19 protein-coding genes are annotated in these 17,285 nt (G+C 72.1%); 7 read left to right on the forward strand and 12 right to left on the reverse strand.

Annotated elements, in window-relative coordinates; genetic code table 11:
• Positions 1–30: 30 nt before the first annotated feature.
• From GUI43_RS12335 to GUI43_RS12355, 5 genes are all read right to left on the reverse strand, one after another.
• Positions 31–1,497 carry a sensor histidine kinase gene (locus GUI43_RS12335; protein ID WP_112698843.1) on the reverse strand — a complete coding sequence of 489 codons (1,467 nt, stop codon included), beginning with the start codon at positions 1,495–1,497 and terminating at the stop codon, positions 31–33.
• The gene (locus GUI43_RS12340; protein ID WP_112583834.1) at positions 1,490–2,182 is read right to left on the reverse strand and encodes a response regulator transcription factor; all 693 of its coding nucleotides are present in this window, start codon (positions 2,180–2,182) and stop codon (positions 1,490–1,492) included. Before GUI43_RS12340 ends, GUI43_RS12335 begins: the two co-directional genes overlap by 8 nt.
• A gap of 87 nt (positions 2,183–2,269) precedes the next feature.
• A complete protein-coding gene (locus GUI43_RS12345) occupies positions 2,270–2,776 on the reverse strand; it encodes a hypothetical protein (RefSeq protein WP_112583835.1) in 507 nt (168 codons plus the stop codon).
• Between the two features lie 111 nt (positions 2,777–2,887).
• Entirely contained in the window at positions 2,888–3,901 is a 1,014-nt protein-coding gene (locus tag GUI43_RS12350; RefSeq protein ID WP_112698844.1) for an aminoglycoside phosphotransferase family protein, read from the reverse strand.
• A gap of 56 nt (positions 3,902–3,957) precedes the next feature.
• On the reverse strand, positions 3,958–5,130 hold the full coding sequence (locus tag GUI43_RS12355; protein WP_112583837.1) for a thiolase family protein: 1,173 nt from the start codon (positions 5,128–5,130) through the stop codon (positions 3,958–3,960).
• 112 nt (positions 5,131–5,242) lie between these two features.
• Between GUI43_RS12355 and GUI43_RS12360 the strand changes: the two genes are divergently transcribed.
• Positions 5,243–5,671 (forward strand): PH domain-containing protein, encoded by a 429-nt coding sequence (locus GUI43_RS12360; protein WP_112583838.1) that lies wholly within the window; start codon positions 5,243–5,245, stop codon positions 5,669–5,671.
• Here the strand turns inward: GUI43_RS12360 and GUI43_RS12365 are convergent.
• Together GUI43_RS12365 and GUI43_RS12370 are read right to left on the reverse strand one after the other, a co-directional pair.
• Complete coding sequence (locus GUI43_RS12365; RefSeq protein ID WP_112583839.1) at positions 5,664–6,575, reverse strand: rhomboid family intramembrane serine protease; 912 nt, start codon at positions 6,573–6,575, stop codon at positions 5,664–5,666. The genes GUI43_RS12360 and GUI43_RS12365 overlap by 8 nt on opposite strands.
• Positions 6,576–6,669: 94 nt before the next feature.
• A complete protein-coding gene (locus GUI43_RS12370; RefSeq protein ID WP_091396894.1) occupies positions 6,670–7,200 on the reverse strand; it encodes a peptidylprolyl isomerase in 531 nt (176 codons plus the stop codon).
• Between the two features lie 84 nt (positions 7,201–7,284).
• On the opposite strand from GUI43_RS12370, the gene GUI43_RS12375 reads away from it, so the two are divergent.
• The gene (locus GUI43_RS12375) at positions 7,285–8,064 is read left to right on the forward strand and encodes a hypothetical protein (RefSeq protein WP_112583840.1); all 780 of its coding nucleotides are present in this window, start codon (positions 7,285–7,287) and stop codon (positions 8,062–8,064) included.
• Between the two features lie 81 nt (positions 8,065–8,145).
• Here GUI43_RS12375 and corA read toward each other — a convergent pair whose 3' ends face one another.
• From corA to GUI43_RS12395, 4 genes are all read right to left on the reverse strand, one after another.
• Complete coding sequence (gene corA, locus GUI43_RS12380; protein ID WP_112601310.1) at positions 8,146–9,300, reverse strand: magnesium/cobalt transporter CorA; 1,155 nt, start codon at positions 9,298–9,300, stop codon at positions 8,146–8,148.
• Between the two features lie 323 nt (positions 9,301–9,623).
• Positions 9,624–10,718 carry an aminotransferase-like domain-containing protein gene (locus GUI43_RS12385; protein WP_112583842.1) on the reverse strand — a complete coding sequence of 365 codons (1,095 nt, stop codon included), beginning with the start codon at positions 10,716–10,718 and terminating at the stop codon, positions 9,624–9,626.
• Between the two features lie 106 nt (positions 10,719–10,824).
• Positions 10,825–11,283 (reverse strand): ester cyclase, encoded by a 459-nt coding sequence (locus GUI43_RS12390; RefSeq protein ID WP_112583998.1) that lies wholly within the window; start codon positions 11,281–11,283, stop codon positions 10,825–10,827.
• A gap of 83 nt (positions 11,284–11,366) precedes the next feature.
• A complete protein-coding gene (locus GUI43_RS12395) occupies positions 11,367–11,759 on the reverse strand; it encodes a CBS domain-containing protein (protein ID WP_091396882.1) in 393 nt (130 codons plus the stop codon).
• A gap of 109 nt (positions 11,760–11,868) precedes the next feature.
• On the opposite strand from GUI43_RS12395, the gene GUI43_RS12400 reads away from it, so the two are divergent.
• From GUI43_RS12400 to GUI43_RS12420, 5 genes are all read left to right on the forward strand, one after another.
• Positions 11,869–12,321: an NUDIX domain-containing protein gene (locus GUI43_RS12400; RefSeq protein WP_181518408.1), complete on the forward strand. Its 453-nt coding sequence runs from the start codon at positions 11,869–11,871 to the stop codon at positions 12,319–12,321.
• Positions 12,318–13,085 (forward strand): hypothetical protein, encoded by a 768-nt coding sequence (locus GUI43_RS12405; RefSeq protein ID WP_112698845.1) that lies wholly within the window; start codon positions 12,318–12,320, stop codon positions 13,083–13,085. Before GUI43_RS12400 ends, GUI43_RS12405 begins: the two co-directional genes overlap by 4 nt.
• A 78-nt stretch (positions 13,086–13,163) precedes the next feature.
• On the forward strand, positions 13,164–13,895 hold the full coding sequence (locus GUI43_RS12410) for a phosphocholine cytidylyltransferase family protein (protein WP_112698846.1): 732 nt from the start codon (positions 13,164–13,166) through the stop codon (positions 13,893–13,895).
• Complete coding sequence (locus tag GUI43_RS12415; RefSeq protein ID WP_112583846.1) at positions 13,883–14,950, forward strand: iron-containing alcohol dehydrogenase family protein; 1,068 nt, start codon at positions 13,883–13,885, stop codon at positions 14,948–14,950. Before GUI43_RS12410 ends, GUI43_RS12415 begins: the two co-directional genes overlap by 13 nt.
• Positions 14,925–15,647 (forward strand): CDP-alcohol phosphatidyltransferase family protein, encoded by a 723-nt coding sequence (locus tag GUI43_RS12420; protein ID WP_112698847.1) that lies wholly within the window; start codon positions 14,925–14,927, stop codon positions 15,645–15,647. Before GUI43_RS12415 ends, GUI43_RS12420 begins: the two co-directional genes overlap by 26 nt.
• 310 nt (positions 15,648–15,957) lie before the next feature.
• Here the strand turns inward: GUI43_RS12420 and GUI43_RS12425 are convergent, their stop codons facing one another.
• Positions 15,958–17,229: a glycosyltransferase family 4 protein gene (locus tag GUI43_RS12425; protein ID WP_112698848.1), complete on the reverse strand. Its 1,272-nt coding sequence runs from the start codon at positions 17,227–17,229 to the stop codon at positions 15,958–15,960.
• Between the last annotated feature and the right edge of the window lie 56 nt (positions 17,230–17,285).

The following is a 17,285-nucleotide window of genomic DNA, read 5'->3' on the forward strand; positions in this document are numbered from 1 at the left end:
TCAGCCTTCCCGGGAACGACGAGCGGAGCGTCAGGCCGATGTTCGGGTCAGGTAAGGATCGCCGGGCAGCCGGACGGTGAAGGCGGCGCCGCCCTCCGGCGCGTGCCCCGCGGCGATCTCCCCGCCCAACCGGCGGACCAGCCCGGCGGCCAGCGCCAACCCCAGTCCGCTGCCCACCTTGCGCACCCCCCGGTAACGCTCGTGCAGCGCACCGCGTTCGAAGGCCACCGCCAGGTCGTCGTCGGTGAAGCCGGGCCCGCCGTCGCGAACCTCCAACACGCCGCCGTGCGCCGGGTCCGCACCGGCCGGCCGGACCGCGAGCACCACCGGCGACCCCGGGGGTACGACCCGCAGCGCGTTCTCCAGCAGCCCGTCCAGCACCTGCCGGATCCTCCCCGGATCGGTGTACGCGGGCACCGGCTGGCCGGGCGTCTCCACCCGGAAGGGCACGCCCACCGCCGCGCACCGCCCGGACCAGGTCGGCTCCGCGTCCACTGCCAGTTGGGTCAGGTCCACCGGCACCGGTTCCAGGGGAAAGTCGGCGGCCTCCAGCCGGGCCAGTGCCAACAGGTCGCCGATCAGCCGGTCCAGGTGTTGAGCCTCGGCCAGCATCGTCCGACCGGTGTCCACCGTGTCGTCGGCACCGAGCACCCCGTCGGCGAGCGCCTCGGCGTACCCCCGGATCGCGGTCAGCGGGGTGCGCAGCTCGTGCGAGACGGAGAGCAGGAACTCCCGCTGTCGGCCCTCGCTGGTGGCCAGCGCGGCAGCCAGGCCGTTCAACGCCTCGGCCAGGTCGGCGACCTCGTCCGGCGGCTCGACCGGCACCCGGACGGCGCGGTCACCCGCGCGCAGCCGGGCGGCGGCGGTGGCCGCGACCCGGATCGGCCGGGCCAGCCGACGGGCCAGCAGCAGCCCGGCCACCACACCGGCGGTCAACCCGGCCAGCAGCGGCAACCACAGACTGAGCAGCACCCGGGCCCACAGCCCGTCGGCCAGCGGACGGGAGAGCACCACCCCGTTGCCGCCGGGCAGGGCCCGACCCTCGACCAGAGCCCGCTCACCGCTGACCGAGCGGCGGGCCGACACGTTGCGGCCCTGCCCGATCCGCTGCACCACCCGGGGCGGCAGACCCGCCCGGTCGACCGCCCCACGGCGGACCAGGTACGCGTCGATGCCCTGGTCGCGCAGTTGCCGGATGAGCCGTTCCTCGTCGGCGCTGCGACCCCGGTCGAGCCGGGTCCGCAGCACCTCGGCGGCGAGTCGGGCCTGGGCGGCGAGCGCCTCCTGCTCGCTCCGCTCCGCGCCACGGATCGCCAACGGCACCGCGACGATGGCGGTGACCAGCACCGACACCAGCGCCACCGCGCAGGTGACGAGCACCGCGCGGGCGGTCAGCGTACGGCCGAGTCGGCCTCGTCGGGGTGCGGTGGGTGGGGCGGCGCCCACCACCGGCAGGGCCATGGTCGGCGACTCGACGTGCCCAGGGTGGTCAGGCATCGACCGCGTACCCCACGCCGCGATGGGTCCGGATCACACTCGCCGGGCCGAGCTTCGCCCGCACCTGGGCGACGTGCACGTCCACCGTCCGGGTGCCGGCGTGCGCCGCGTAGCCCCAGACACCGGCCAGCAACTCCTCCCGCGTGAAGACCCGGCCGGGCCGGGCCATCAGGTGGGCCAGCAGGTCGAACTCGGTGGAGGTGAGCTGCACCGGAGAGCCGGCGGCGGTGACAGTACGGCGGGCCGGGTCGAGCGTCACCGGGCCGACGACACGCTGCCGGTCCGCGCCCTCCGGGCCGCCGGCGGATCGACGCAGCACCGCGCGTACCCGGGCAACCAGTTCCCGGGGGCTGAACGGCTTGGTGACGTAGTCGTCGGCGCCCAACTCCAGACCGACGATCCGGTCCACCTCGTCGTCGCGGGCGGTGAGGAAGATGACCGGGGTCCAGTCGCCGGCCTCGCGCAGCCGGCGGCAGATCTCGGTGCCGGGCAGGCCCGGCAGCGCGATGTCCAGGACGCAGGCCACCGGGCGCAACCGGCGTGCCGCGTTCAGCCCGGCCTCGCCGTCACGTTCCAGGTGGACGCCGAACCCGTCCCGGGTCAGGTAGAGCCGGACCAGGTCGGCGATGGCCGGCTCGTCCTCCACGACGAGGACGAGCCCGCGATGCGGTGGTTCGACGGTCACCGGCCCATGATTGCCGACTGCGCGGGCTCGGCGCGATCGGTGTGTGTTCGAGTTCGGTAAAGCCGGGCGACGCCCAGCGGAGTCAGCTCACCAGGACGGAGCGAACATCCCGGGCCGGGCGGCGGCCGGTGCGTCACCGATGCTGGCGACGACCCGCGCGCCGGCCGGCCGCAGGCGGGTCCGGAACGCCTGGTTGAGCAACGCGTCGAGCTGCCAGACCTGCTTCGGGTGACTGGTCCGGATCAGGAACCGCTCACGGATCCCGTCGATCGCGGTGGCCGCCATCTCCACCGACTGCAGCCGCGGGTCCGGGCTCCAGGTGACGTTGCTCAGCTCGCGCAATTCGGTGTTGAGGTGCAGTCGCAGTCGGTGCAGGAGCCGGGTCTGCTGGGTCACCACCAGGCGGCGGTGCGTGAGTAGCAACAGGTAGTCGCCGGTGACCGGGCGGTCGGGGCGGCTGCAACGGGTGACCAGGATGGTGGCGTCACCGGAGCCGACACAGCGCCGGAAGACCGGCATGTGCCGGCTCACCGTCTGCACGGCCAGGCCAGCCTCAGCGGCGGCCGGGAGGAACGTTCGGGAGAAGACGTCCATGACCTGCCCAACGACGCCCCCAGCAGGGTGACGTGGGTCACGCGGGAATTTTGGAAGTTCCACGCCGCCTGTCGCACTGCCTGTCCGACTTCCGACTCGGACGGATCATGGTCAGGAGTTCGGCTGAAGTGGACTGGCGGCGAACAGCTCCTCCAGCCAGCCCGGGACCGCGTCGGCGTACTCGGCGCGGGACTCCTCGGGGGTGTCCAGTGCCCGACGCCAGGAGAGCGACCGGCTCACCGGCCCCAGGCCGATCGCGAGGTCGGCGGCCTCCACGAGGGTCCGCCGGTCGTACCGGTCGGTCCACACCTCCAGGTACGCGTCACGCAACCGCACCAGCTGGGCGTCGTCGGCGGCGAGCTTCCCGGCGTGCCCGATGGAGCGCAGGGTCACCAGCAGCGTGCCGAACGGGTGCGCCACCGAGGCGTCGCCCCAGTCGAAGTACCGGTACCCGGCCGCGCCGGCGAAGACGTTGCCGTCGTGCAGGTCGTCGTGTTGCACGGTCGCCGGAATGCCGAGGTCGGCGAGCCGGCGACACCGCTGCGCGTACGCCGGCAGCTCGGCCCGCAACCGCTCGTGCACCTCCGGACTGAGCCCGCCCTCGGCGCCGACCAGCAGCGCCTCGTGATCGTCGAGCAGCTCGGCGAAGAGACCGGCCAGCACCTCCGGACGCTGATCCGGCACGCCCAGGGCGACCAGCTCGTCGGCGCGCGACGCGCTCGCCAGTTGCAGTGCCGCGTACCCGGGCAGCGCCCGCTCCCAGTGCGCCAGGTCGGGGTCGCGCGCCAGCACGTCGCGCAACGACTCGCCGCCGTCGGGCAGCAGCGACCAGCCCTGCGCCGGGTCCACCGCGATCGGCGTCAGCACCCGGTCGGGCGTCAACTCCGCGAGCGCCGCGATCAGGACGGCCTCGTGCACAGTGCCCGGGTTGTTGGCCTTGAACCAGACCGGACCGTCGTCGGTGGGCACCCGCCACACCAGCGACCAGGGCCGCAGCCTCGGCTCCACCAGCCCGGTCACCCGTCGGCCGGTTTGGCTCAGCTGCGCGTCGACCCAGGATCGGGCCCGCACCTGCCACTGCTCGCTGGACCAGTCGGGGGCGCGCTCACCGGCGATCGTCGTCACGCTGGGCACCTTAGGCGGCCGTTCCGCGTCGAGGCGAGGCGTTTTCCCGCCCCGCGTCAGACCAGCTCGACGATGGTGGCGTTGGCCATGCCGCCGCCCTCGCACATGGTCTGGAGGCCGTAGCGGATGCCGTTGTCCCGCATGTGCTGGAGCATGGTGGTCATGATCCGGGCACCGGAGCCGCCGAGCGGGTGGCCGAGGGCGATCGCCCCGCCGCGCGGGTTGAGCCGCTCCGGGTCCGCCTCGGTCTCCGCGAGCCAGGCCAGCGGCACCGGGGCGAACGCCTCGTTCACCTCGTACACCCCGATCTCCTCGATGCCCAGCCCCGCGCGGCGCAGCGCCTTCGCGGTGGCCGGGATGGGCGCGGTGAGCATGGTGACCGGGTCGTCGGCGGCGACCACGGCGGTGTGGATCCGGGCCAGCGGGCGCAGACCGTGTCGGCTGGCCCAGTCGGAGGTGGTCACCGCGAGGGCTGCGGCGCCGTCGGAGATCTGGGACGCGGAACCGGCGGTCACCACGCCGTCGGCACGGAACGGGGTGGCCAGCTCACCCAGCTTCTCCAGGGAGGTCTCCCGGCGGATGCCCTCGTCGGCGGCGAACTTGCCACCGTCGGCGAGCGGCACCGGAGCCAGCTCCGGGTCGAACGCGCCAGCGTCCTGCGCGGCGGCCGCCTTCTCGTGGCTGGCCAGCGCGAACTCGTCCAGTTGGGTACGCGAGAGGCGCCACCGTTGGGCGATCAGCTCGGCCCCGACCCCCTGGTTGAACGGCAGCGGCGCGTCGTCGGCGAAGCCCTCGACGCCCCGGTAACGGGCGCGTAGCTGGTCACTGAACGGCATGCCGCCGGCCACACTGGAGCCCATCGGCACCCGGGTCATCGACTCGACGCCGCCGGCGACCACGAGGTCGGCCTGACCGGAGAGCACCGTCGCTGCGGCGAAGTGCAGGGCCTGCTGGCTGGAGCCGCACTGCCGATCCAGTGTGGTGCCGGGCACCGTCTCGGGCCAGCCGGCGGCGAGCACGCCGTTGCGGGCGATGTTCCACGACTGTTCGCCGACCTGGGACACGCAGCCCCAGAAGACGTCGTCGACCTGGGCCGGGTCGAGCCCGGTGCGCTCGGCGAGGGCGCGCAGCACGTGCGCCGAGAGGTCGACCGGGTGGACGCTGGCGAGGCTGCCCTTGCGCCGCCCGACCGGGGTACGTACCGCGCCGACGATGACCGCGTCACTCATGTTTACTCCCCGGTAACTTGGGCTGCCCCGATCCTACGTCGTCCATCGACCGGTCGTCCGGCCACACCCGCACGAGGTGCCGGAGTCCGACTGCCGCTGGCATGCTGGGCGGGTGAATGAGACCTCCCCGGCACAGCAGTGGCGGGTGCCGTCGAGCCTGCCGGCGGCGAAACTGGCCGGCGCCGTCCTGCTCGTCGCGCTCGGGCTGCTCTTCGCCGACGGCGACCCGGTCCGCCTGGCGGTGGCCGTCCTGGCCGCCGCCGCGCTGGCCGGCTGGGCGGTACGTGACCTGGTCGCGCCGGTCCGACTGGCGGTGGACCCGGCCGGGCTCACCGTCATCCACGGCTTCGCCGGCCGGCGGCTGCTGCCCTGGTCGGCGGTCGAGGCGATCGCCGTCGACCGGCGGCCCCGGCTGGGGCTGACCAGCGAAACCCTGGAGATCGACGCAGGTAACTCGCTGCACCTGTTCGGCCGGTACGACCTGGGAGCCACCCCGGAAGAGGTGGCCGCCGCGTTGCGGGCAGCCCGCCCGGTCAGGTGAGCAGTGCGGCGGTCCGGAAGAGCACCAGCGCGAGCAGGATCAGCAGGATCAGCGCCCCACCGGTGACCTGCACCAGCGTGCGACGACTCCGCGGCGCGTACGCGAGCACCAACGCCATCAGCGCGCCGACCACGAGCCCGCCCAGGTGCCCGGGGATCGAGATGCCCGGCACGGCGAGCGTGAACACCAGGTTGATCACCAGGATCGGGATGATCCGGGAAATGTCCCGGCCCAACCTGCGCTCGATGATGATCAGCGCGGCGAAGAGACCGAACACGGCGGTCGACGCGCCGACGGTGGCCGCCCGCGGGCTGCTGAACAGGTAGGCGGCCACGTTGCCGCCGAGACCCGCGATCAGGTAGAGCGCGGCGAACCGCACCCGCCCGAGGTTGGCCTCCAGCGACCGGCCGAGCACCCACAGCGCCCACATGTTGAGCAGCAGGTGGAGCACGCCGTAGTGCAGGAACATCGCCGTGACCAGCCGGTACCACTGGCCCTCGGCGATCCCGCCGAGCGTGTAGTCGGAGAGGTAGGCCCGGCCGAGCACCGCACCCCACTCGGTCAGCGGCGTGCTGCCACCCATCAGGCCGCCGAAGCCGGAGCCGCCCACCGCCGCGTCCCCGCCCCGGGCAGAGGCGATGGAGGCGAGCAGGAACAGCACGTTCACGGCGATCAGCGCCTTGGTGACATAGCCGTGCCGGCCGGCCGTACCGCCGCCGAAGGCGGTACGCGCCGGCCGGACACTGCGACGTCCCTCGTTGACGCACTCCGGGCACTGGTGCCCGACCGAGGCGTCCCGCATGCAGTCCGGGCAGATCGGCCGGTCACAGCGGGTGCACCGGACGTAGGTCTCCCGGCCGGGGTGCCGGTAGCAGACCGGGGTGGTCGGCGGAGACTCGCTCACCGGGCCGACCCTCCGTCCGCCACCGCACGGTCCACCGGCACCGGCTGTGCTCCGGAGCGCTCAATCATGCGAGCAAAGGTACCTCGCCAGTCGTTCAGGAAGCGGACCGCTCGATCTCGACCCGCTCGATGACGACGTCCTGGAGCGGACGGTCGCTCGGACCGGTCGGGGTGTTCGCGATCGAATCCACGATCTTCACCGACTCCTCGTCGGCGACCTGGCCGAAGATGGTGTGCCGGTTGTTGAGGTGCGGCGTCGGGGACACGGTGATGAAGAACTGCGAACCGTTGGTGCCCGGTCCGGCGTTCGCCATCGCCAGCAGGTACGGACGGTCGAACCGCAGCTCCGGGTGGAACTCGTCGGCGAACTTGTAGCCCGGTCCGCCCCGGCCGGTGCCGGTCGGGTCGCCCATCTGGACCATGAAACCGCTGATCACCCGGTGCGAGATGGTGCCGTCGTAGTACGGCCCACTGCCCGGCTGACCGGTGCGCGGGTCGGTGTACTCACGGTTTCCCTCGGCCAGGTCGACGAAGTTGCGGACGGTCTTCGGCGCGTGGTTGGGGAAGAGCTCCAGCCGGATCGGGCCAGCGTTGGTGTGCAGGGTGGCGTAGACAGCCTCGGCCACGGGTACTCCTCACTCGTTGGTCAGTTCCATGCGGATCCTCCCATGTGCCCGATCTGGCATCGCGGAGGCATCCGAAGGTGGAGGATGACGAAGGAACAACTCCCAGGAGGTAGGACCGTGTTTGGATTCGGGCGGCGTAAGTCCCAGGGGCAGCTGGCCAAGGCCGAGCTGAACCAGAGCATCAGCCACCTGATGCTGGCAGCCAATCACGCCGCGAAGGGCGCCGGCGCGACCGTCGGCCCGCGGGTCCAGGTGGCCCGGGGCTACGTCGCACCGACGGCCGCGAAGGTACGCGACCGCGCGTCCACCGGCTGGGGGACGACTCTCACCACGCTGGCACCGCTGGCGGCGGCTGCTCGTGACGGCGCCGCGCAGGCAGGGCCGCTGACCAGGAAGGCCAAGTCGAAGACCATGCGGATCACCGGTAAGAAGAAGCAGCCGCGTCGTCGCGGCTCGATGATGACCGGCCTGTTGGCGGCGGGTGCCATCGCCGGCCTGGCCGGCGCGGTCGCCCTGCGTCGCCGCCGGGAGCAGCAGGAGTGGGCCGAGTACGACCCGACCCGCAGCACCCTGGAGCCGATGCGCGACGAGGTCGACTCGATCGAGGTGCGTACGCCGTCCGCCGCCCGGGGGTCCGACGGGTCCGCCATGTCCGGCGCGGCGGGGATGACCGGCGCTGGCAGCTCGGCGGTGGCCGGCGGCTCCAGTGCCAGCACCACCGCCCCGGCCAAGCAGACCGGTGTCCGCCCGACCGACAAGGTCCCGTCGGTCGCCGAGGGCGCCACCGATGTCTCCGGTCGGCCGACCGACGACCTCACCAAGGCGCTGGGCAAGGACACGGCCCGCACCAACGGCCGCCGCTGAGATCAACAGCAGCGCATCGGGCGCCGGCGAGTGGGTCCACCCACTCGTCGGCGCTTCCGCGTGAGCGGCGCTACCGAAGGGTCAGAGCCAGCCGTTGCGGCGGAACCAGCGGTAGAGGGCCAGTGAGACGCCGAGCATGAGGGCCAGGGCCACCGGATAGCCGTACGTCATCTTCAGCTCGGGCATGTTCTCGAAGTTCATGCCCTCGACGCCGGCGATGGAGGTCCAGACCGCGGCGATGGCCGCCCACGCGGCGATCTTGCGCATGTCGTTGTTCTGGTCGACGGTGACCTGGGCCAGCCGCGCCTGGAGGATCGAGTTCAGCAGGTCGTCGTAGGAGTTCACCTGCTCCACGGTGCGGCTCAGGTGGTCCTGCACGTCCCGGAAGTACTTGCGGATCTCCTTGGGCACGTCCCGGTTGACCTGGGAGGTCAGCGTCATCAGCGGCCGTTGCAACGGCACCACCGCCCGCTTGAACTCCACCAGCTCCCGCTTCATCTGATAGATCCGCTGGATCCGCCCGTGGCCGTGCCGGTCGAAGACCTCCGCCTCCAGCACGTCCAGGTCGTCCTCGATCTGCTCGGCCACCTCCAGATAGAGGTCGACCACCCGGTCGGTCACGCCGTACGCCACCGCCCACGGGCCGTGCAGCAGCAACTCCTGCTTGGTCTCCAGGTCGGCGCGGATCGGGGCGAGCCGGCAGGCATCGCCGTGCCGGACGCTGATCACGAAGTTCGGGCCGATGAAGAGCATCACCTGCCCGGTCTCCACCACCTCGGAGTTCTCGGTCAGCTCGGTGTGCTCGCAGTAGCGGGCGGTGCGCAGCACCAGGAAGACGACGTCGCCGAACCGCTCCAGCTTGGGGCGCTGCTCGGCCTTGACCGCGTCCTCGACCGCAAGTTCGTGCAGGCCGTAGGTCTCCGCGATGGCGGTCATCTCGGCCAGTTCGGGCTCGTGCAGACCGATCCAGACGAACCCGTGCTCCTCGCGGCGGGCAGCGGCCAACGCCTCCGCGTAGGTCCAGTCGCCGGGCTGCCGCCTGCCGTCGACGTAGAGCGCGCAGTCGACCACCGCGCTGCGGCCGGTGCCCGTGCCCGTCGGCGCCGGCACGGGCGGCGAGCCGTCGGCGTTGAGGATCCGGGTCATCGCCCGGACCGGGGAGGGCCACGCCCGAGGTCGCAGCACCCGACCGGTGGTCGACGGTGCCGTCCGGTCCCGCTCTGTCCGATCCGTCATCGCGTCACCTCCCGCGCTCAGCTGCGGCTTGCAGGCTACGCCGATCGCGGTAGAGGACCGGTGTGACGGCGGTCGCGTGGGGGGCGGCGCCGGGCGGGCCGGGCCGCATCGGGGGGTGTGCGGGGGACGACACGGCCCACCCGGCACCTGTGGGGGCGGGAGGTTGTGCTGCCGCATCAACCCGGCAGGGCCGGCCCGGAGGCCGGGCGGTGAACTCCGCAGCTGGCGGGGTGACGCTCGCAGCATTGTGGGCCAGCCGGCCGCCCGGAGGGGAGCCCCGGGACGGCCGGCATCGTCGTTCTGTCAGGAACCCGACAGTTAATTCAGCTGCGGACGGCCTCGACGGCCGAGGCGAGCCGCCGGACACCCTCATCGATCCGGTCGGCCGTCACCGCCGAGAAGGCCAGTCGGAGAGCATGCCGCCCGCCGTCCAGCACGAAGTCACTGCCCTTGACCACGGCGACCCCGCGCTCGGCCGCCGCCGGGGCGAGCCGGTCGACCAGCACGTCCTCCGGGAACTCCACCCAGAGGAAGTAGCCGCCGTCGGGCTCCACGAACCGCGCCTGCGGCAGGTGCCGGCGCAACGAATCGGCGAGCACCTGGGCCCGCTCGCCGAGCGCCGCCCGGACCGTCTCGATCGAGCGGTCGATGTCACCGGAGACGCAGAACTGGTGCACGATCGCCTGGGACACCATCCCGGGCGAGATGTAGAGGCTCGTCGCGTTCTTCGCGATGGAGGCGATCAGGTCGGCCGGGCCGACCAGGTAACCGACCCGCACGCCCGGGCAGACCGTCTTGGTGAAGCTCGACGCGTGCACCACCACGTTGCGGGTGTCCAGCGAGAGCATCGACGGCAGCGCCTCGCCACGGAAGCGGACGTCCGCGTACGGGTCGTCCTCGAAGATCGTGAACTCGTACTCGGCGGCCAGGTCGAGCAGCTCCCGGCGCTTCTCCAGGGACAGCGTCATGCCGGCCGGGTTCTGGTAGTTCGGGATGACGTGCGCGAGCCGGGGGCGGACCCCGGACTCCAGCAGCTTGCGCAGCTCGGCAGTGTCCAGGCCATCCGGCTGGACGGCGATGCCGTGCAGCTCACTGCCCATCCGCTGGAGGTTGAGCAGCGTCCGGTCGTACGTCGGGCGCTCCACCACCACCGCGTCGCCGGGGCGGACCAGGTGGTCGAAGAGGAACGCGTCGGCCTGAAGCGACCCGTTGGTGACCAGCACCTGGTCGGCCTCGACCCCGTGCTTCTCGGCGATCCACTTTCGCAGCGGTAGGTACCCGACGGAGGTGCCGTACGCCGTCACCCCCGCGGGGTCGGCGTCGAAGGCGCGGACGGCGGCGGCCTTGAGCCCCTCGACATCGACGATGTCCAGCGAGGGAGCCCCACGGGCAAAGGAGATCAACTGCTCGGCGGTCATGGATGTTGAGCGTACGGGCGGCGGCGGGGGACGCGCGGTCGGCACGGCGATGTCCGCATCCTGAGCCACCGGGTCGGGTGACCCCACTCCACCGGACGGCGGCAGATCAGACCGGAAGGGCGAGCGCGTCGTGCTGCGCGGCCCGGGAAAGTCCCTCCAGCTGCACGCCGAGCGCGTCGAGGAGCTGACTCCAGTCGAAGTAGGAGCGCCAGGCGGTGATCCGACCCTTGCGGGCCCGGACCACGTCGGCCACCTCCCAGCTCACCAGCCGGCCGGTGGGCGCGACGGTGCCGTACGGCGAGTGCAGTGTGCCGGTGTGGGTGCCGGTCAGTCGCAGCTCGACCGCGGCGCCACCGCCGGTGCGGACCGCGCCCATCGGGTCGACCCGCAGGTCCGGAAAGGCGCCGGTCCAGGTGCGCAGCAGCGCGGGCAGCTCGATCGGCCGGACCGTCACGCCCGGCATGGCGTAGAACGCCTCCGGGGCGTAGAGATCCGGCAGCCGGGCCACGTCCCGACGCAGGAGCATGTCGTACTGCTGCTCGACCAGCCGCTCCGCGTCGCGCATCGGGACCTCCCCCACGGGCCACGGCATCTCCGCGCCCGCAAGGGATGTCTACCCATCGATCCGGCCCCGCACACCACCCCCGGTCACGTCGTGGCGACCGCCTGGCTCTCCGACCAGACCCGCATGATGTCCCGCACGGAGATCACGCCGGCCACCTCCTGGCCGTCCAGCACCACCAGGTGCCGGAATCCGCCCCGGGCCATCGCGGCGGCGGCCTCGGCCACCGTCCACTCCGGCCCCGCGTAGACCACGTCCCAGGTCAGGTGGGCGCCGGTGCGTTCCACGTCGCAGTCCAGGCCGGCGCCGATGGCCTTCAACACGTCGCGTTCGGTCATGATCCCCACACCCTCGGAATCCGGGTCGATCACGACCGCCGACCCGACACCGCGGGCCGACATCATCCGGGCCGCCTGGCGGAGCGTGTGCTCCGGACCGACGACGAGGACCTGGCTGGACATCGCATCCCGTACCTGCATCACACATCACCCCTTTGGGACGGTGGCATTCGGTACGGACATGGTGGTCGGTGGATGTTTCCGGGACAAGAGCGGCATCGCACAAGCTGCGGACGCTGGCTACTGTCGGATGGTGTCCACCGAGCCCCTGCGCTGCGCCGGCGCGCTGATCGTCGACCATGACGGCCGCATCTTCTTTCAGCGCCGCTCACCACACCGACGCCTGTTTCCCAACTGTTGGGACATCGTCGGCGGTCACGTGGAGCCGGGAGAGGACATCGACGAGGCACTGCGTCGGGAGATCACCGAGGAGACCGGCTGGGTCCTCTCCCACGTCCTGGGCCAGGTGGGCGAGTACAGCTACGTCGGCGACGACGGCCTGGCCCGGACCGAGTACGACTTCCTGGTCCGCGTCGACGGTGACCTCGACCGCCCGATGCTGGAGGCCGGCAAGCACACCGAGTACCGCTGGCTGGCCGAGCACGAGGTGACAGTGCTCGACGAGCACCGCGACGTCAACGACGGGCTGATCCGGCGGATCGCGGAGGAGGGCTTCGCCGTCCTGCGGTCGATCGGTCTGTGAACACCGTCGAACTGGCGCCCCACCGGATCGCCGGGCTGCTCGCGCCGGCCGTGGACCGGACCTTCCGCGCCGGCATCCTGGCCGGCCGGGACGGTGGTGGCGCCGAGTTGTCCCAGCGCTACGGCGGAATCACGGCGACCGGTTTCCTGGTCGACCTGCGCACCCGGCTGGCCGCACCCGGTGGCACTGTCGACGGGCCCGGTTTCGCGGCGATCACCCGCTACCAGGACCCGGTCGCCTGCCGGCGGACCGTGGACAAGCAGGTGGCCCACGGGATGATCTACCGCGGCCCGGACGGCGCCCTGTCCGCCACCGAGCGGGGCGCCGCCTTCCTCGCCGAGCTGTACCAGGTGCACGCCGAGGTCACCGAAGAGTTGTGGGCCGGCCACGAAGACCGGGTGGCCCGGCTGGTGGCCATGCTCGGCCGACTGCTGTCGTACGCCCTGGTGCTGGCCGACGAGGAGCCGGACCGGGTCGCCTCGGCCTTCGCCGCGCTGGCACCCCCGTACGAGCCGGACGGCACCCCGTCGGGCGTGCTGCTGCTCAACCGGCTCAGCACACTGCGACACCACAGGGCCGACGCGCACGCCGCCGCCTGGACCGCCGCAGGGCACAGCGCGTCGAGCATCGCCGCCCTGCCGGCCGGCCCCGAGCGACTCGCCATCGAACTGGAGACCGACCGGCGGGCCGCCGCCCCGTACGCCGCGCTCAGCGCGGAGGAGCGCCTGACCATGCTCGCCGACCTGGCGGCATTGCCCGGCTGACCCGGTTGGCCGGAGCGGCGCACCCGGCCGGCGCTATCCTCCACCGGTGACGGGAGCAGGACTAGGGAGGATGTCGCGATGATCGGAATGGTGCTCGCGGCCGGAGCGGGACGACGGCTGCGCCCGTACACCGACACCCTGCCCAAGGCGTTGGTGCCGGTGGACGGCGAGACGACGATCCTGGACATCGCGCTGGGCAACCTCGCCGAGGTCGGGCTCACCGACATCGTGATCGTCGTCGGCTACGCGGCGGACGCGGTCCGCGAGCGGCAGGCCGACCTGGAGAAGCGGTACGGGGTCACGCTCACCCTGGTGCACAACGACAAGGCCGAGGAGTGGAACAACGCCTACTCGCTCTGGCTCGCCCGGGAGTACTTCGCGCGCGGGGTGCTGCTGGTCAACGGGGACACCGTGCACCCGGTGAGCATCGAGAAGACCCTGCTGGCCGAGCGCGGCCCGGGGATCCTGCTGGCCGTGGACACCCTCAAGCCGCTGGCCGAGGAGGAGATGAAGACCACCTTCGACGCCGCCGGCCAGCTCACCCGGATCACCAAGATCATGGACCCGGGCGAGGCGTACGGGGAGTACATCGGCGCGACGCTGATCGAGCCGCAGGTCGCCGAGGCCCTCGCCGACGCGCTGGAGGCGACCTGGCGACGGGACCCGAACCTCTACTACGAGGACGGCTACCAGGAGTTCTCCGACCGGGGCGGGGAGGTGCGGGCGGCGCCGATCGGTGACGTCCCGTGGGTCGAGGTCGACAACCACGCCGACCTGGCCCGCGCGCGGGAGATCGCGTGCCGCTACTAGCCCGGAGCGTCCTCACCCCGCTGCACATCGACGTGCGACGGGGGGCGGTCGCCGACCTGGGCGCGATCCTGGCCGACGGGCGGATCTCCTCCGGGGGCGACGTCGCGGTGGTGGTCGGCCCGGGTCAGGGTGCCCAGATCGCGGAGCTGATCCGACCGTCACTGCGCTCGGCGGACGTGTTCACCGTCTCCGGCGGGACGCTGGACGCCGCCGACGACCTGGGCGGCAAACTCCGCGCCCGGTCGTACGACGCGGTGGTCGGCATCGGTGGCGGCAAGACCATAGACGTGGCCAAGTACGCGGCGACCCGCCGAGGGCTGCCGATGGTGTCGGTGGCGACCAGCCTCGCCAACGACGGGATCGCCTCCCCGGTGGCCAGCCTGATCACCGACGGGATCAAGGGCTCCTACGGCGTCCACATCCCGATCGGGGTGATCGTCGACCTGGACTTCGTGGAGAGCGGCCCGGACCGGCACAACCGGGCCGGCATCGGCGACGTGATCAGCAACATCAGCGCACTGGCCGACTGGGAGCTGTCCCGACAGGTACGCGGCGAGCCTGTCGACGGGCTGGCCGCCTCGCTCTCGCGGGCGGGCGCCGAAGCGGTGCTCAACCACCCTGGCGACATGAGCGACGACGCCTTCGTGATCGTCCTCGCCGAGGCGTTGATCTCCAGCGGCCTCGCGATGGCTGTCGACGGCACCAGCCGTCCGTGCAGCGGCGGCTGCCACGAGATCATGCACGCGGTCGACTCGCTCTTTCCGGGGACCGCCTCGCACGGCGAGCTGGCCGGGCTGGGTGCGCTGTTCTGCACCTGGCTGCGCGGCGACCTCCGCCGCTTCGGGGAGATGTCGGCCTGCCTGGCCCGGCACGGTCTGCCCCGGCTCCCCGCCGAGGTGGCGCTCACCGACGACCAGTTCATCGAGGCGGTGCAGTTCGCGCCGCGTACCCGGCCGGACCGGTACACCATCCTCGAACACCTGACACTGTCGCCTACCGAGACCCGGGAGCGGCTGGCAGACTACGCCGGTGCAATCCGCGACCAGCTTGGCTGACCCCCGTCCCACCGTCGCCGACTTCCACCGGGTGAACCGGGGCGGCGGCCTGTTCAGCGAGTCGATCAGCCAGTGGCTGGGGGCGGTGTTCGCGCTCGTCGCCCAGCGGCTCGGGCTGCGACCGACCGCGTTGACCATCACCAACCTGGTGCTCGGCCTGGCCACCTCGGTCACCGTGGTGGCGCTCGCCGGCCCGGTCGCCGCCGGGGACGTACCGGCCTGGGTGGTCGGTCTGCTCGCCCTGGTCGGCTGGCAGGTGGCGTACTCCCTGGACTGCGCGGACGGGCAACTGGCCCGGGTGACCGGCCAGGGCAGCGCGGCCGGCGCGCGTGTCGACGTGCTCTGCGACGTGGCCGCGCAGATCGCCCTGGTGGCAGCCCTGGCCGCCACCGCCGTGGCGCAGGAGCCGGGCACGCCGACCTGGCTCGTGGCGACCTTCGCGGGCACCTGGATGGTCAACCTGGTGGCGTCGGTGATGCAGGCCGGCCCGAACGCGGCCAGCATGGTCACCTCGACCTCGCTGCCGGTGCGCCTGGTGAAACTGGTCCGCGACTACGGCGCTGTGGTCTTCGTGGCCGCCGTGGTGCTCGCCGTGGCCCCCGCGCTGGTCCTCTGGGTGATGGTCGCCTTCACGATCGTCAACGGCGGCTTCCTGCTGGCGAGCATCGCCTTCTCGGCCCGCGCCTCCCTGCGCTGACCCACCCAGCCCAGCCCTTCACCCACGCGCCCGCCCGTCTGCGCACTGCCCGCCAGCAAGATCCACCCAACTTCCCCGAAGTTGCTGCCTCCGACCGGCGAGAGACCCCAACATCCCTGATGTTGCGGAGATCTTGCGGGCAGATCCGCCTGCCCGTCCGCAGCACCGCGCGGAGGGGCGGCGGCTTGGCGGCGTCCGCCGCCAAGATCGCGCTCGATCCAGGATGTAGTGGCCTCGGAGCAGCCGGATGGGACTACTTCCTGGATCGAGCGCGATCATGCCGGGCAGGCCAACGCGGGCGGGACCGGGTTCAGACGTGGTTGGGGGTCCGGGCCAGGCCTGCGTAGATGTCGATGAGCTGCTTGGTCACCACGTCGGGGTGGAAGATGCGCTCGTAGCGGGCGCGGGCGGCCACTGTCAGCCCGGGCGCTCCGGCGCGGGCGACCGGCAGGGCGGCCGCGAGCGCGGTCGGCTCCGGAGCGACCACCCAACCCGCCTCGCCCAGACCGATCCCCGCCGGCATGGCTGGCCCGCCGCCGCCCCCGGCGACCGCGGAGGCGATCTCGGCGGGCCCGGTGCCGGCGGGTTCGTGCGGGGCGTCGGCACCGAGCAGGTACGGAATGCCACCCAATGCCGTACCGAGCACCGGACGGCCGCTCGACAACGCCTCGATGATCACGGTGGGCAGCACGTCGTGCCACATCGCGGCGACGATCACCACAGCGCTCGCCTCGACGGCGGCCCGCACGCCGGCCCGGTCGAGCTGACCGAGGTAGACCACGTCGGGTCGCTCGGCGGCGGCTGCCTCCACGAGTGGACGCAGCTCACCGTCACCGGCGATCCGCAGCGTGCCCAGCGCACCCACCGGGTGCCGGCGCCAGGCGTCCAGCAGCAGGTCGACGCCCTTCTCCGGGGAGAGCCGGGCCATGTAGAGGAACCCGTCACCCAGCGGCACCGGCCGACCCGGGTCGGGTACGGAGTTCGGCTTCACCACGATGCGTTCGTCCGGAATGCCGTACTCGCGGAGGTGATCGGCGATCGCCGAGGTGAGCGCGACGTACCGATCCACCGAGCGCCAGGTGCCCCGGTGCACGGCCAGGGTGGTCGCCATCAGCGCGCTCTGCACCGCCGAGTCGCGGTAGCAGCGGTGCTTGATCGCCGGCACCCCCAACGCCCGGCCCTTGCAGTCCTGACAGATCACGCCGTCGCGGAAGTAGATCCCCGACGAGCAGACCTGCCGGTAGTTGTGCACCGTCTGCACCACCGGCACACCGTGCCGGTGCGCGGTCCGCACCACCCAGGGCGAGATCAGGGGGTACGGGTTGTGCAGGTGCAGAACGTCCGGTCGGTGCTCGGTGAGCAGCCGGCTCAGGTCGTGCTGGGCGCGCGGCGCCCAGATCGGCGAGATCGGCAGCAGCGCCTTCGCCGCCTTCGACATCGACGGGATCTCGTCCGAACTGCGAATGAAGGGCAGCACCTCGACGCCAGCGGCGGTGAGCTGAGCGATCTCCGAGTCGACGATCGTGTTCTCACCGGAAGGCTGGGCTTCCCGGTACCGGTTGTGTGCCACCACGATTCTCACGGAGCTTGCCTTTCGTTCGCGATTGCGGGACTCGCAAGCTCATTCCTCACGCTCAC

The sequence above is a fragment of the Micromonospora noduli genome, from assembly GCF_003264365.1.
GTDB classification, from domain to species: domain Bacteria; phylum Actinomycetota; class Actinomycetes; order Mycobacteriales; family Micromonosporaceae; genus Micromonospora; species Micromonospora noduli.

Excerpts from the sequence above, each read along its gene's own strand:
- GUI43_RS12345 (WP_112583835.1), bottom strand. The coding sequence starts at position 2,776 with ATGGACGTCTTCTCCCGAACGTTCCTCCCGGCCGCCGCTGAGGCTGGC.
- GUI43_RS12335 (WP_112698843.1), bottom strand. The coding sequence starts at position 1,497 with ATGCCTGACCACCCTGGGCACGTCGAGTCGCCGACCATGGCCCTGCCG.
- GUI43_RS12400 (WP_181518408.1), top strand. The coding sequence starts at position 11,869 with ATGGTGTCCACCGAGCCCCTGCGCTGCGCCGGCGCGCTGATCGTCGAC.
- GUI43_RS12385 (WP_112583842.1), bottom strand. The coding sequence starts at position 10,718 with ATGACCGCCGAGCAGTTGATCTCCTTTGCCCGTGGGGCTCCCTCGCTG.
- GUI43_RS12355 (WP_112583837.1), bottom strand. The coding sequence starts at position 5,130 with ATGAGTGACGCGGTCATCGTCGGCGCGGTACGTACCCCGGTCGGGCGG.
- GUI43_RS12390 (WP_112583998.1), bottom strand. The coding sequence starts at position 11,283 with ATGCGCGACGCGGAGCGGCTGGTCGAGCAGCAGTACGACATGCTCCTG.
- GUI43_RS12410 (WP_112698846.1), top strand. The coding sequence starts at position 13,164 with ATGATCGGAATGGTGCTCGCGGCCGGAGCGGGACGACGGCTGCGCCCG.
- corA (WP_112601310.1), bottom strand. The coding sequence starts at position 9,300 with ATGACGGATCGGACAGAGCGGGACCGGACGGCACCGTCGACCACCGGT.
- GUI43_RS12395 (WP_091396882.1), bottom strand. The coding sequence starts at position 11,759 with ATGCAGGTACGGGATGCGATGTCCAGCCAGGTCCTCGTCGTCGGTCCG.
- GUI43_RS12375 (WP_112583840.1), top strand. The coding sequence starts at position 7,285 with ATGACGAAGGAACAACTCCCAGGAGGTAGGACCGTGTTTGGATTCGGG.